At 32.7% G+C, this 14,259-nt stretch carries 14 protein-coding genes; 5 read left to right on the forward strand and 9 right to left on the reverse strand.

Going from position 1 to position 14,259, the window contains the following annotated elements; translation table 11 throughout:
- Positions 1-354: 354 nt before the first annotated feature.
- The 8 genes from EO766_RS07280 to EO766_RS07315 form a co-directional block, all read right to left on the reverse strand.
- Positions 355-825: a hypothetical protein gene (locus EO766_RS07280; protein ID WP_143439460.1), complete on the reverse strand. Its 471-nt coding sequence runs from the start codon at positions 823-825 to the stop codon at positions 355-357.
- A 35-nt stretch (positions 826-860) separates the two neighbouring features.
- Complete coding sequence (locus tag EO766_RS07285; protein WP_074420545.1) at positions 861-1,610, reverse strand: substrate-binding domain-containing protein; 750 nt, start codon at positions 1,608-1,610, stop codon at positions 861-863.
- A 7-nt stretch (positions 1,611-1,617) separates the two neighbouring features.
- The gene (locus EO766_RS07290) at positions 1,618-2,529 is read right to left on the reverse strand and encodes a molybdate ABC transporter substrate-binding protein (protein ID WP_074420544.1); all 912 of its coding nucleotides are present in this window, start codon (positions 2,527-2,529) and stop codon (positions 1,618-1,620) included.
- A gap of 55 nt (positions 2,530-2,584) precedes the next feature.
- Positions 2,585-3,058 (reverse strand): DsrE family protein, encoded by a 474-nt coding sequence (locus EO766_RS07295; RefSeq protein WP_074420543.1) that lies wholly within the window; start codon positions 3,056-3,058, stop codon positions 2,585-2,587.
- Positions 3,059-3,196: 138 nt separating this feature from the next.
- On the reverse strand, positions 3,197-4,198 hold the full coding sequence (locus EO766_RS07300) for a c-type cytochrome (protein ID WP_081301343.1): 1,002 nt from the start codon (positions 4,196-4,198) through the stop codon (positions 3,197-3,199).
- Positions 4,199-4,229: 31 nt separating this feature from the next.
- Positions 4,230-4,601, reverse strand: coding sequence for a hypothetical protein (locus EO766_RS07305; RefSeq protein WP_143439639.1), 372 nt, complete (start codon positions 4,599-4,601; stop codon positions 4,230-4,232).
- A 233-nt stretch (positions 4,602-4,834) separates the two neighbouring features.
- Complete coding sequence (locus tag EO766_RS07310) at positions 4,835-5,953, reverse strand: TIGR03118 family protein (RefSeq protein WP_074420551.1); 1,119 nt, start codon at positions 5,951-5,953, stop codon at positions 4,835-4,837.
- 81 nt (positions 5,954-6,034) lie between these two features.
- Positions 6,035-7,126, reverse strand: coding sequence for a YeiH family protein (locus EO766_RS07315; protein ID WP_287100821.1), 1,092 nt, complete (start codon positions 7,124-7,126; stop codon positions 6,035-6,037).
- A gap of 628 nt (positions 7,127-7,754) precedes the next feature.
- On the opposite strand from EO766_RS07315, the gene EO766_RS07320 reads away from it, so the two are divergent.
- Positions 7,755-8,315 (forward strand): RNA polymerase sigma factor, encoded by a 561-nt coding sequence (locus EO766_RS07320; RefSeq protein ID WP_074420549.1) that lies wholly within the window; start codon positions 7,755-7,757, stop codon positions 8,313-8,315.
- An 11-nt stretch (positions 8,316-8,326) separates the two neighbouring features.
- Positions 8,327-9,715 (forward strand): hypothetical protein, encoded by a 1,389-nt coding sequence (locus tag EO766_RS07325; protein WP_074421149.1) that lies wholly within the window; start codon positions 8,327-8,329, stop codon positions 9,713-9,715.
- 39 nt (positions 9,716-9,754) lie between these two features.
- Here the strand turns inward: EO766_RS07325 and EO766_RS07330 are convergent, their stop codons facing one another.
- Positions 9,755-10,648, reverse strand: a complete 894-nt coding sequence (locus EO766_RS07330; protein ID WP_074421148.1) for a LysR family transcriptional regulator — start codon at positions 10,646-10,648, stop codon at positions 9,755-9,757.
- A gap of 218 nt (positions 10,649-10,866) precedes the next feature.
- Between EO766_RS07330 and EO766_RS07335 the strand changes: the two genes are divergently transcribed.
- The 3 genes from EO766_RS07335 to EO766_RS07345 all read left to right on the forward strand — a co-directional run bounded on the left by EO766_RS07335 (position 10,867) and on the right by EO766_RS07345 (position 13,983).
- The gene (locus EO766_RS07335) at positions 10,867-11,817 is read left to right on the forward strand and encodes a heme-binding domain-containing protein (protein WP_074421147.1); all 951 of its coding nucleotides are present in this window, start codon (positions 10,867-10,869) and stop codon (positions 11,815-11,817) included.
- 9 nt (positions 11,818-11,826) lie between these two features.
- Entirely contained in the window at positions 11,827-12,318 is a 492-nt protein-coding gene (locus EO766_RS07340) for a hypothetical protein (protein ID WP_074421146.1), read from the forward strand.
- 471 nt (positions 12,319-12,789) lie between these two features.
- Entirely contained in the window at positions 12,790-13,983 is a 1,194-nt protein-coding gene (locus EO766_RS07345) for a hypothetical protein (protein ID WP_074421145.1), read from the forward strand.
- Positions 13,984-14,259 lie beyond the last annotated feature (276 nt).

Consider the following 14,259-nt stretch of genomic DNA (forward strand, 5'->3'; position numbering starts at 1 on the left):
TCAATATATCATCCACTAAACAGTAAATTCCAATAACTTTGTCCTGAAGCATTTGAGTAGAAGTTTTGTTTTCGCAACTCAAAATTATTCCTATTTCAAATGCTTCTATTTTAGGAAACTTGGGTTATTTATTAAAACAAAAGAGTAAAAGCATATTGTTGAACTGTTTAATCTTAAAATCAAAAAACAATTATATGCCTGGGTGTTCCATCGCACAATACAGGAGTAAACTCTGTAAAATTTAAGTTTGTTGAACCAAATTTATTGAAACACATGCTCCGTAAGCTTTTTAGAGCTTAATAGTACAACGTATTAAATTTTATGAATTATTAATATTAATACAAAAATATCTTTCTATACTGTTTGCCATTTTTCATAAAGCAATCCTAGAATAGCTCCAAATGCCCAGTTGGCTATAAAAAAATATAAAATACCGGCTGTTGAAATACTGTTTATACCGGCAATGCCCTGTCCTAAAAGTGGTAGTACAATAAAAGCATTTATAGCCCAAGGGATTAGAGAAAAAACACTCCCCTTTACAAGACCTTTGCCGGGTAGAAACTTATTATTGATAAAAACATAAATTAAAACCATGGCCATGCCGGTAGCATAATGAAATATAATGAAAAAAATAAAACTTTTTAAGTATAGTAATAAACCCGGAGTTAAAATTGTCCGGGTTTTCAAAATAAATAATTTTAGCAATCCGCCACTTTCAGCTTCTATATGTAACAGGGGGGCGGCTTTTAATATTATAGTATTGATTGTTATTGCAATAAATCCAATAACAAATATTCTGGCTATTGAAATTTTTTTTTTAAGCATGCTCATTATCATTTTAATTAAAATTAGCAGTTAAATTACTCCCATCCCCATTTTTTAAAAATGTTATGCCCTTCTTCTGATAAAAGAAACTCTATAAAATGTGCTGCTGTTTGTTTATGTTTAGTGATAGAAGTGATCGCAATGGGTGTACCCCGGTAAACAGTTTGTGAGCTTGGTATTGTAACAAGTGATGATACATCTTTTAGTCTGTAATACCAGGACGAAAAAATTATTATTGCATCAAATTTATCATCTTTTTTCCATGTATCAATGGCTAATGCTGTATTTGCAGCAGCACCTTTAATATTTTTTTGGATGTCTCCAATAATATTTTGTTTCCCTGCTAAATCTTCCCACATTCCCAATTGTCCGGCTCCAATTACTTCAAGTATATTTACTCCAGGTAAAGTCAAGTCTTTAAGGGAATGTATATTTTTGGGATTACCAGGACGAACCAATATACCGGCAGCCCGTTTATATAGTTCAGTTCGTGTAGTATTGTCGATTAACCCAGGATGATTTTTATCAAATTGAGTGAGCATGTATTCTGCACCGCCAAATACTAAATCTGCGTTTTTATGAGCATCATTTATCCATTTTCCTTCAGGGCCTGCTATTATTTTTATTGGTGTTGAATACTTCAGTGTGTATAAACCGGCACATTCTTTCATGGCAGCGGCTGGACCACCCGGACCATAAATCATTAAGGTGTCATTGGATTGTGCCCATAGAAGCGTGGATGCAAACAAACAATAAACTGATATTATTATAAATTTTACTTTCATATGCTACCTATTTTGTGGTAAATCCATATTTTCTATAAATTGTTTTTGCAGTAGGGCTGGTTAAAAAAGTCATGAAGTCTTTTGCAGCCTGTTTGTGTGGGGCATTTTTCATTAGCCCTGCCATATAAGTAGCTGTAATGTTTTCATTATCAGGAATTGTTACCATTTCAATTGGATGATTTATCATTTGTTGATAATAAGCTTCAGAATACCAAACAGGACCGGCATCGCTCTGTGCATATAAGATGCGCATAGGTGTTTGGCGGTGATGAATTTGTGTTAAATAGGTAGTTTGGTTCTTTACTTTTACATCCATAATTTCATTTTTTAGAGCAACTCCGCCTGCTTTAATATATGCCTCCTCAATGCGTCTCCCTATACCTTCCCATTCAGGATTAGGCATACTTACTTTTATGTCTTTTCTCCCCAAATCTTTCAGTCCATGGATATTTTTGGGATTCCCCTTCGGTACCATAATCGCTAATTTGTTATATGCGTAGGCGGTAGTATCAACAAAATAGTTTGCCATTTTATCTATTCGGCTTTTACCTGCAGTGTAAACATCCGGTTGCAGGGTAATGCGCATATTACCAATTGTAATCGAACCCCCTTCAATTTGTTTTGCTAAAATACCAGGAGGTAAAGTTTCCGCAAAAATCCGTTGGTATTGTGGATATTGTTTTTTGAAAGCGGCTACCAAATCGTCGAGACACATAAACTGATTTCCTGCAAAAAAAACTACGAGTTGTGGATTGTTGATATCTCCAAATAAATCGGGCACATTGTCTACACCCGGAATAGTGAACATTACTTTACTTTTAGGTGGTATATTCCATGGAGGATCAAAACGATGATCTTGGGTAAATGCTTCAGTCATTATTAAGGCGAAAAATGCGATAAACATTAATATTTTTTTCATTGTGTATTTGTTTTAATTTTTACAATATTTGTTTTACTAAAAGAAAAATTATGTTTTATGGTTTTATAATTGACCAGCCTTCTGCCTGTCTGATAATTAGTTCGCCATTACCACTGGGTACAATCCCTATAAAATCATACAGCTGATCGCGGCTTATTTTTCTTTCTTTTAACGTATTATTACACTGGGCTACAATAACTCCTTTCTCAACCAAATTTTTTAAATCGTTTTCATATGGGCTCCCTTTCAGATAGGCATCTGTACCTCCACCAAAGGCTATTAACTCAATTTTTATTTTTCCTGCAAGCCTGGGGTCATTTAATGCGTTATTAATATTTCTAAATGCCTTTTGAATAATTTTAGGATCATTATTATCCAGCTGATAAATAGCATTATAATGTTTCAGGGTAGCTTTAGCGCCGGTAAAAGCTCTGTTTTTTTCCAGAGCATTATTCTTTTCGTTTGTCTGCGCAAAGGCGGTTGTAATGAGTAATACAAAGCCCAGTAAAAATGTTGATAATTGTTTCATGATAGGTGTTTTTATGATGAATAAAAAAAATGAAATAGTACTTGTGTTTAAAATTTTTTTAAAAAAAGGTTGATAAAATATATAGCGCAATTTTCATGTAACCCCAATAAATTAGTGATGCCATAACTTTTTATTCAGTTATTGTGTTGCTGCAGTTAATCTTGCTGCTTTAATTGGTTGGAATGGACCAAATTTGTGTTGTTTTTCACTAAATGTATCAAAATAAGGACCAAAGGGAAAGTCAATAGGTTTTTTAGTAATATTTTTCCAATCCATACTTTGATCTTTATGAGGCCTTGGTTGGCTATTAACAAATGCAGCTACATCCCAGGCTTCATCATTGGTTAATTTTGGATGATGATAGTCAGTTCCAAATGGCATATTGTTTTTAACAAATGATGCAAAGCTGCTGATTCGGTATAAACCAGCACCATCATTGTAGCTATGTTCACCCCAAAGTGGCGGATAAGTATAACCAGTGCCTTCAATATTAGGTTGACCTTCTCCATTGTGCCCATGGCAGCTTTGGCAATTCGCCATATATACTTTCATCCCCTTTTCAGGACTGGCAGCCCTGTCAAGATATGTAAGTTTCATCATACTGGTTCCTCCTCTTTTTATACCTTTAGGAATACCATTGCCCAGCCATTTCATATAAGCATAGATAGCACGCATTTCGAGAGTACTTGAATCCATTGACTTACCATTTAAACTTCTTTCAAAACAATCGTTTACTCTATCATAAATGGTTTGCATACCGTTGTTGCGTGCCCTAAATTGGGGATAAGTAGCATAAACTTTACCAAAGTTATTTCCATAAGGAACTGTTCCACCTGCTAAATGGCAGTTTTGACAATTCATTCCGTTGGTAGTATGCGCTACAACACCTTTTGGGCCTAAGTAATAGGATGTATTTGCGATAAGTTCATATCCATACCAAATTAATTTTCCGCTATCACTATCTATAGGAATCTGGTATTTATTCCAACCTCTCCAAACTGTATCTACAGGTTCTGAATTTAGAAGTGCTGCTATTTTATTTTCTTCCTCCTTTTTCTCCTGTAATCCATTAATTACTTTATTGATAAGCACAAATGCTATAATAATCACTAATACCAGAGGAAACCAATTATTTTTCATAATAAAGAATTTACAAACTTATATTGATATTTTATATTGTTTCTACCGGAATATGTAACTCTATTGCAAAGTCGCATATGTAAGGCTCAACATCCTTTTTTATCCAGCGCTTCCAGGCAAATTTGAATATGCAAAAATGTAATAAGCCACTTATAAAGAAATAAAACATTACAGGTGCAGCATATAATAATAAATCAGGATTAATAAACATTATTGGCCAGGGTATAAAAATAGCAATGAAAACCCTGAGTATACTTTCACCAAAATTTACATTTAATTTTATGTCGTTTGATTGCTTTTTTTTATTCAATTCTGAATTATCATTGAACTGAGTAACGGATAATTTTTTTTCAGTGGCGGAAAGAAAAATTTTCTTCGAAACTGCCGTTGTGTTATTTTTCATTTTCATAAATTTTATAATACAAATTTCGGAAGAAAAAAAACACAAAAGAAATCACTAATTCAGATAGTCAATAACTTTAAGTAATAAGGATGATTATGGATTTCTTTTTGAGAAGAAATTTAAATTTAACAGATAAGTTCATTTAGCAATATTCTATATTGCATTTATGCTTTAAAACAAAATCCCGGCTTGTAGTAAACCAGGGTTTCGAGTTAATTAATATAAAAAAATAATTATTTTTTTATATATCCAAATAAACCATCTTTTTCATAATTTGGTCCTGCCTCAAAATAAAGACGAGTAGGGTCAATTGTAGTTGCTGTTACGGGAGGGAATGAAAGTGCCCACAATCCGTCAATTATCAATGGTTGACCTTTTGACTGTAATTGTCCTAAATACGTACCATCATTTTTATAGGCATTGATATGCCCATCGCCAAAATTTCCTACTAAAATAGTATTGGCATAACTGGTAGAGTCAGCACCAAAGAAACTGCCGGGCGCTTTTGCAATTCCCCAGGGCGAATTCAACTGTCCACCATTTGAAACCAAACGTTTAACAAATGTTCCATCGGGATTGAATATATCAACAATTCCTAAACCACTTGCGTGCACTTCGTTTCCATCGGGCCCAACTTTTGCATATAATACATACAATTGATTATCAATTGTTTGAACATTGAAAGGGGAATACTGCGCAGGCAGGTTAGGATCTGTAAAATTAATATTAACACTGTTCCAGTTATTATCAAAAACATCTATAGTACCTTTTTTAAAATTTGCCGCATATAAATAATTATAACCCATGTTGGATGCCAAGGCAAGGCCAAAATAAGAGGCGGTTGCAGAATTATTAATTTTTGTAATGGCATGTGTCAGGTTACCTTTGTTCCAACCGGAAATAATTCCATCCTGGCTCGCAAAAATAAATATGGCAGGAGAGCCATTGGGCAGTATAAAGTTAGAATTACCGGCAAAAACTTGCCCGGTTATATGCCCACCATTAGCACTATTGGGCGAAGGAATAGCTACAGGTGATAATAATTGATTGCCCTCCTTGTCGTACACAGGTGCATATCCGGTAACATTGGCACTTAACCAGATATTACCAGCAGGACTAAATGAAATACCCCATGCATCCTGCAAAATGGTGTCTACTCGCACTGCATTGTAGGCAGATGTATTGGCTACCAGGTTAACCTGATTAAAATTTTGTAACCCCGTTACAGGAAGTTGTGGTGTACCATAACCTTGTGAACTTTTTTTGCAGCCAGTAATAATCAATCCAAGTGCTAATAAAGTAATACCTCCTTTTAAAATTAGAGAGGAGGATTTTGATTTGATTGTTTTCATTTTCATTTGAGTTTAATTGTTTGAAAAAATTTTTCTGAAAATAATTTATTTATATATTTAATATGTATATTGATTTTTAGTTTAAGCTAACATTGTAACTGCCCAAAGTGCGGCAACAGATATAATAACCCATAATACTATACCCTGAATAAGTGGCTTAAAACCTACTGATACTAATACCTTTCTCGATAAACCACAACCAATTAAAAATAAAGTAAGCGTTAAGCCTGATTTAGCAATATTTACAAGGTAGTGGCTAATATGGCTGCCAAAGGGCAGGTAAGTATTTGCGATCATTGCAAGAATAAAAAGGCCAATAAACCATGGAATTTTGATGTTACCAGATTTTGAATTAAATGCAAATGCCGATAAAAATGCAACAGGTATAATCCAAAGTGCTCTTGCTAATTTTACGGTAGTTGCTACTTCTAATGCATTCGATCCATATTTATTTGCCGCTCCAACAACAGAGCTTGTATCATGTATTGCAATAGCACACCACATACCAAATTGAGTTTGAGACAAATTCAGGGCATGGCCAATAATAGGGAAGAGAAATAGTGCAATAGAATTTAAAATAAAAATAGTGCCAAGTGCGACAGATATTTGTTTCTCTTGTGCTTTAATAACGGGGGAAATAGCAGCTATTGCACTGCCTCCACAAATAGCAGTACCGGTAGAAATGAGATAAGAGGTTTTCTTCTCTATTTTTAAAAATTTACCCATTAAAAAACCAATGATTAAAGTTCCTGTTATTGATACAATAGTAAATAAAACACCTTCTTTTCCAGCCTTTAAGGCACTACTTACGTTCATTCCAAAACCTAAACCCACTACTGAAATTTGTAATAATATGTGTGTTGCTTTATGATTGAGGTGTAAATATGGATGCCCGATAAACTGAGCAATTACCAAACCCATTAATAATGCAATTGGTGGAGAAATAAATGGTGATAGACAAAATACAACCGCTAATAAAAAAATAACTTCTCTTGTAGTTATACTTCGGTCTAATATACCTTTAACCTTTTTTTGTGTTGTGGCTGCTTGTGCTGTTTCTTTCATATTGATTTCTTTGTTTTTAAGAATACAAAGCTTATCTTTAAATGAATTGTAATTAAATTGAAAAAAGTGATGGTCAATAACTTCAGGTAATGTATAAATCTGCATCATAAAAAATTCATATCATTAAATAAATTACTTTTCCTTAACGTAAAAATATTTATATTTATTAAGTATATTTTTAATATAAAAAATGTATTATTATTCACATACATAAAATTGATATATTGAAACTATATGATTGAGATTAACTTATCCTGCTTTTTTGTCAGATATTTTTTACTCATTCAGTTTGAATATATTTTTTTGTATTCTTTGCATTATTGCTGTTGAAGAACCGCAAAATGTTTAGCAGAAATAATTATATAAACATTTTCAACATGTTTTTTTAAAAGTATTTTTTAACTTTTACATTTAATACAATCAACTGTTTGCTAAACATCGAAAAAACATTAGATAAGGTTGCCTCTCTAAAAAATTTTAGTAATGCCTATATTTTAATTTTTCTTTAATACAGGCAGGCAGTTCAATTATTTTATTTTAAGTTCATTAAGAAATGTATATCATCCTTTCAAAAAAATTTTAGCTTTAGTGGTTTGAAATGGGTTAGATGCTTTTAAAAAGATAGTATGCTCTTTTTATTGAGGAACTAATTTTTTGGATAGTTTTTAATAAAAATGAAGGAATGGGGCAACTAAATGAAATATTTTTGCGATTATAACATTTAAAGCATTAGTATTTGCTTACAAAGGACGACTTAATAAAATGTCTTGAGGGTTGTAAAAAAAACGATAGGAGAAGTCAGGAAAAATTATATGCTTCTTACTATGGTTTTGCCATGTCTATATGTTTTAAATACGTAAATAATCACGAAGAGGCTGTTGAGGCAGTGCATGATGGCTTTTTAAAAATATTTAAGGAACTTTACCATTTCAGTACCGATACACAAATTGTGATTCCTACATTTACTGCCTGGCTAAAAAAGATTATGATTTTTACTGCTATAGACTATTATAGGAAACAAAAAAAAGAAGCAGTATTTACCGAATTGGATGTACAACATGAGGAAGTTACTAATGTAATTGAAAATGGTCTGGATAAGATGTCTCACGATGAGATTATGAAAGCAATAAAAACCCTGCCACCTGGTTACAGGCTTGTATTTAATCTTTATGTGGTAGACGGATTGAGTCACAAAGAGGTGGCAGCATACTTAAATATTTCTGAAGGAACTTCTAAGTCTAATTTATCAAAGGCCAGAGCATTTCTTCAAAAAATCTTGTTGCCTCATTTAACTTAAAAAATAAGTCAATGCCGATTGAAGACTTTGATGATAAAATTAAAAAGGCCATGCAAAACAATATACCATTGTTTGAGGAAAACGAATGGAAAAAGATGGAGGCATTGCTGGATAAGGAATTACCGCAAAATAAACGGCGGATACCCCCTTTATTTTTTTGGATACCCCTTTTTCTGATTGGATTATCTTCCACTTATTTTATTTATAACTACTATCATGCTGTCTTAATTCAAAGTAAATTTCAAAATAAAGAAGCATCTGTAATTGAACAACAGTATGAAAAAAACAAACCAAATTCGTTTGATAAACCAACCACTGAACATGAGCAAATGGATGGCAAATTAAAATTAAATGAAGCGCAATATGATACAAGCAAAACACTTGCTCAAAATAAAATTGTACCAGAAACAATGAAACTAATAAATCGGAAGGGCTTCTATAATATCCCAATAACAAATTCTTCCCACAAACTAAACTATAAACAGGTATTCACCCAACAGAAAAATTCCACTAAAAGTGATGAAGTATTGAATAATACAGGCAACAGTTCAACAACTGCAATTGTAAAAACCAATGCAGTCCCCAAAATTAATAATAATCTTAAAGTAGTTGCTGAGGAACAAAAATATGGGTTTGTTTCAGAGAATAATAAGACTGGTACTGATACAATGAAACCAGAACCTATTGTTGCAATTTCAGAATTCAAGAAACAAAATGAGAATAATGTAGAAAATAAAGACAAACAAAATGCTAACAGTTCTTTTATAGAAAACAAATTACCAAAATCAGTCATTAAAACAAGTAAAAAAAATGAACTTTCCCTAATGGCTATATCCGGATTGCAGACCAATGGTACCAGACTTGCTGCACTTGGAACAATAGAACCAGTTTATGGTATTGGGCTGCAATATACTTTCGGGAAAAAATGGGCTGTGCGCGGAAGTATAATGCAGCAGCAAAAGAATTATATAGCACGGAATGAAGATTATCATGCCCCTACAGGCAGCTGGGCATCAGGTGTTGTCTTTAAAAATATTAAGGCTGATTGCAGTGTAATCGAAATTCCATTAAGTGTTGCTTTTAAAGTTAAGACCTTTAAAACAGGGAGCTTATTTGTATCTGTTGGATCTTCCACATACTTTATGAAGCGGGAACAATATCAGTTTTATTTTAAAGGACCATCTGGTAACGATACCACCCGAACTGCTACTTTTGTAAATAATAGCCAGCATTATTTTTCTTCCATAAATTTATCGGCAATAGCAGAAAAAAATATTTCATCCCGTTTTTCAATTCAGGCCGAGCCATTCTTTCAATTGCCGATTAATGGTATTGGGGTAGGAAAAATAAAATTGTATAATATGGGAGTGTTGTTAACAGCCAGGTTAAAGATTAAATAGTAAGCCAGACTATTTTTAAATCTTCAAATAGAACTGACACTATCTGACCGAATGAAAATTAGCAAATTTCACAAACAGTTCGGCTAGTTTTTCAGCAGGACCCTGCTGTTGTATAAAATAAAAAAAACGTTCAATGCTTAATCCTTTTATATCTATAATACAGCAATCTTTGTTTTGCAATTCCTTTAAAACCGAATGAATAGAAAGAAATGCCATGCAGTTACTATGCATTAAATAAAGCTTCATGCTTTCTGTACTGCCTAATTGCATTTCACTTTTTAATTGTGAAATTTTAATACCTAATGGCTTTAGGGCATGTGCAATCACTTCGAGCGTACCTGAACCCGGTTCTCTTAATAGTAAAGGAATCTTTTTTAATTCCTCAGGTTGAATGGTTAGTTTTTTTGCCAATGGGTTGTTGATATGGGATACCAGTACAATTTCATCTTTAACAAACTCAGTATATTTTATATAAGATTTCTTTTTTTGACCTTCAATAATTCCTATATCAATCACCTTTTCTTGTAAAGCCAATTCAATTTGCTCGGTATTATTGGTCAATAAGGTAATTGTTATCTCAGGAAATTTTTTATGAAATGCGGCTAATACAGGCGGTAAAACATATTGTGCAACGGTAGTACTGGCCCCTAAACGTAATTTCCCGGTATGGCTTTGCGATAGCGTGTTCATTTCAAATTCAAGAGTTCGGTAAATGACAAACAACTGCTCAGTATGTTGTAATAAGGTTTCGCCTGCAGGCGTTAACTTTATTTTTGTCCCATTTCTATCAAAAAGTTTTATTTTAAAGTAGTGTTCTATTTCGTGAATATGTTTGGTAACTGCTGGTTGTGTAATAAACAATTCATCTGCGGCTTTTGTAAAGTTGAGGCGCTTGGCAACAGTATGAAATACCTGAAGTCTGAAATCGAACATAATAATTCAGTTAAAATTTTTATAAAGTAAACTTTAAATTGAAAATTGCGTGAAAATAACCGTGAAACAGTGATTATTGTTATAATTTTAGTGTTATTAAAGTTATTGTAATAACTAAACAGCTAAACAAATTTAAGCAATATTTATAGTATTAGTAATGAAGTATCAAATATTTAATTGGGTTTAAATTTTTTTTTTAACTTAGTAAAAAGGTAATTATGAAACATTTATTTCAAAATAAATTGTTTAGGATAGCACTATTTACAATTATATTTATTTTTTTAGCTATCCAGTTTATCAAACCAAAATTAGAAATTTCAAATCAAAGCAATGATCTTTCATTGAACCCTGCCGTAAAGAAAATTTTTAAAAGGACCTGCTACGATTGTCATTCAAATGAAACCAATCTTTCGTGGTTTGATAAAATTCAACCCGCTTACTGGTTAGTTGCTCAACATGTTAAAACAGGCAGGCAATATTTAAATTTTTCTCGGTGGGACAGTATGCCTATGACAATACAAAAAGGCGTGTTATTCGAATCTCTTAACCAAATTCAATTTGGTACAATGCCATTAGATTCTTATGAAAAAATTCATCCGGGCTCAAAAGTAAGTTCAAGCGAAGTATCTGAAATTGAAAAATATCTTTCTACTCTTATAACAAACAATCCCTCCGATTCTTCGGTTATAAATAGTGCAAATAGGCAATATAATGACTGGTTGCAGCATCAGGCGTTGAATTTTGCAACAGCACCTTCGCCAAATGGTATAGAATTTATTCCTGCATACAAAAACTGGAAAGCAATTAGTTCAACCGATAGGTTAGATAATGGAACGATGCGGATTGTTTTTGGGAATGACATTGCTGTAAAAGCAATTTCAAATAAAAATATTAATCCATGGCCTGATGGAACTATTTTTGCTAAAGCTGCCTGGGCACAGGTTAGAGACTCTTTAGGTAATGTACATACCGGACAATTTATACAAGTTGAATTTATGATTAAAGATGCTCGAAAGTATGCATCAACGAATGGTTGGGGTTTTGCAAGATGGAAGGGTGTTTCTTTGATGCCTTATGGGAAGAACAAATTATTCACAACTGAATGTATGGGTTGTCACCAGCCTATGAAAAATAATGACTTTGTGTTTACCATGCCATTAACTTTTTAAATAAAAAAAATGAAAAAATCATATAGTGTATATTTAATTTTTTTATTGTTACTTAGTTGCGGTCGTACTGAAAATAAAGTTGATACTCTAATCAATATTTCTGCTTCCCAGATTGATTCAATTTCATTCAATCCACTTAAATGGAAAGTAGTAACCTCATCAATCAATCATGCTAATAATACCCAATCAATATTGTATGGAAATGATATAGCCGTTGGTTATGCAAGGTCAAATGCAGCAAAGAAATATCCGCCCGGTTCAAAATTATGTTTTGTAACCTGGAGCCAACAAAACGATAAACATTGGTTTGGTGCAAAAATACCTTACCAAATCATCTCAATAGAATTGATAACATTTAATAACATAATCAATGGCAGCTCTTCAAGAATTTATGAAAAATATGCTGGGAAACCATTGCGAAAGTTAAACGAACTCGATTCAGCTTTTACGGCTCAACGCATCAATTATATAATTTCTCAGGATGCTTCTGTACTTCCATAATTTTGATATTCCTGATGTATCATTTGTTATATGAACTGATTCATTTTTTGTAGAAATAATTGCTTTGTGGTACGTATGTAGCAGGTATCGTTTATGTGCATTAAAAATATATATAAATTAATTAAACTATTTCAGCTTACTGAAGCGTAAACTATTTACGTTGAAGAAGTATCAAAGTAAAATTAAAGTTCGGTAGATTATTTAAACGAAAATTCCTCTTCATCCAGTACTCCTTAAAAGATATAATTTTAAAATTTAGAAGCAGTATCAAAATTTTGTAAACCAATTCATTGCGTTTGCAATAATTTGTTAAAAAATCTTCACTTAAACAAATAAGAGGGTTCTCCCAATTTTTTAATCAACTCCTAATCTGTTATTCATACAACAACTTTGCTTTTGTTGTTTCTTTATGTTGTTAATTTTAAATGCAATAAGCATATATAATTTCATATTTAATTTAATTCATCTTTTATGAAACATATTTCAATAATGCTCTTTTTAATGGCAATAACAATTGCAGCCAACAGCCAGATAACCGATTCTTTAAACAACGAAAAATTACTCCGCGAAAAAATACTCAATGATATTCAGCAAAATTTAGAAAAGAAAAATCAGGTGTTTGATTCTACTATTCTGCACATTAATGAAAGAGTAGATAATCTGGATAGTGCTATTAAAGTAACCACCAGTGTAAAAGTAAAAGCCGATAAGCTGGTAGAGCGGGTTCAGGCATTGGAAGATAAACAAAAGGCGCAAGACCTGAATGAAATGAATATTTACCAGGCTAATTACCAAAGTGCTATTGTAAACTTAGTTTCCATGCAAAGAGAAATTAAGCCATTGATATTATTTAATACCACTCGTGAATTTTTTACGCAATTAACTGATGCCGGCAACCCCATGAATTATGCCGGTTATACCAAGTGGTTTAATCAGTTTAAAGATTTTGTAAAAGCCAATAAGCAAAAAGAATCTATGCTTACGGTCAGTAATAACTTATTAAGTTTTTCAGGGTCTGCTGCACAGGCTGTTCCGGTAGTGGGTCCAATTTCTTCCGTATTGTTTTCCGGCATGTCAACCTATGTCAATTCATTAGGTAAAAAAGAAAAAGAGCTTAGAACAGAAAGTGAAAAAATGATTACACTTACTGCCAAAGTTGGTCAGTTTGATTATGATAAAAGTGAAGTAGAACATGAATGGAAATTAATTACCGATGAGCTGAATAACCTGCAAAAAATATACAGTAAATCGCTCGAAAAAAACCTGAATATGTTACTGGTAGATGCCAACGATTTTAATCAAAATTTTTCTCAGGAAAGTGATGCAGAAAAAAGATACCAGTATTTAACGGCATTGCGCCAAAAGGCCAGCGATTATGTGGCTGAACAAAAAAGCAAATCGCCCAAAGACTGGAAAGAAAATGTGTACAATGAAATGATGGCGATTCAATCATTGAAAATGCGTTTTGGGCAACTTACTTTTCGCATCAATGAAAACATTGTAAAATATGCTGATGTATTTAACAAGTATAAAGATGATGAGGATATAGGTGGAAAAATGACTGCACTTCAAAACAAGCTGAATGAATTAAAAGATACGTTCGACAAAGCATTCGATCCGCTTGATTATATTAATTCGGCCTCTAAAATGTACAAAGTAATGTAATCAACAAAGCCGGCTGGCTTCCTGTTTCTTCCAATTAAAACCAACTATTTAAGCGGTGTTATTCGGTGGTAATTCACCCATAACCCGCTTTTATTAATAATGGGGCTTTTCAGCGGCTTAACTATGGCTTATCCCCCTGTTTAATACCTTCAAAACAAATTTTTAAAGCAGGATTGCCAGTTGTTTTTTATGGTATTTTACTGTTAACTTTAAACCAAAGTACGGTGAACAGTTAAATTGGTCGGTTTATTTTATCATCTATCTACAAATTGCAGC

Origin of the sequence: Hydrotalea sp. AMD (assembly GCF_004100315.1) — a bacterium.
GTDB classification, from domain to species: domain Bacteria; phylum Bacteroidota; class Bacteroidia; order Chitinophagales; family Chitinophagaceae; genus Hydrotalea; species Hydrotalea flava.

Bases quoted from the DNA above. Each gene is read 5' to 3' on its own strand.
- EO766_RS07335 (WP_074421147.1), top strand. From the start codon at position 10,867: ATGAAACATTTATTTCAAAATAAATTGTTTAGGATAGCACTATTTACA.
- EO766_RS07325 (WP_074421149.1), top strand. From the start codon at position 8,327: ATGCCGATTGAAGACTTTGATGATAAAATTAAAAAGGCCATGCAAAAC.
- EO766_RS07280 (WP_143439460.1), bottom strand. From the start codon at position 825: ATGCTTAAAAAAAAAATTTCAATAGCCAGAATATTTGTTATTGGATTT.
- EO766_RS07310 (WP_074420551.1), bottom strand. From the start codon at position 5,953: ATGAAAACAATCAAATCAAAATCCTCCTCTCTAATTTTAAAAGGAGGT.
- EO766_RS07330 (WP_074421148.1), bottom strand. From the start codon at position 10,648: ATGTTCGATTTCAGACTTCAGGTATTTCATACTGTTGCCAAGCGCCTC.
- EO766_RS07315 (WP_287100821.1), bottom strand. From the start codon at position 7,126: ATGATGCAGATTTATACATTACCTGAAGTTATTGACCATCACTTTTTT.
- EO766_RS07295 (WP_074420543.1), bottom strand. From the start codon at position 3,058: ATGAAACAATTATCAACATTTTTACTGGGCTTTGTATTACTCATTACA.
- EO766_RS07340 (WP_074421146.1), top strand. From the start codon at position 11,827: ATGAAAAAATCATATAGTGTATATTTAATTTTTTTATTGTTACTTAGT.
- EO766_RS07290 (WP_074420544.1), bottom strand. From the start codon at position 2,529: ATGAAAAAAATATTAATGTTTATCGCATTTTTCGCCTTAATAATGACT.
- EO766_RS07345 (WP_074421145.1), top strand. From the start codon at position 12,790: ATGAAACATATTTCAATAATGCTCTTTTTAATGGCAATAACAATTGCA.
- EO766_RS07300 (WP_081301343.1), bottom strand. From the start codon at position 4,198: ATGAAAAATAATTGGTTTCCTCTGGTATTAGTGATTATTATAGCATTT.
- EO766_RS07305 (WP_143439639.1), bottom strand. From the start codon at position 4,601: ATGAAAAATAACACAACGGCAGTTTCGAAGAAAATTTTTCTTTCCGCC.
- EO766_RS07285 (WP_074420545.1), bottom strand. From the start codon at position 1,610: ATGAAAGTAAAATTTATAATAATATCAGTTTATTGTTTGTTTGCATCC.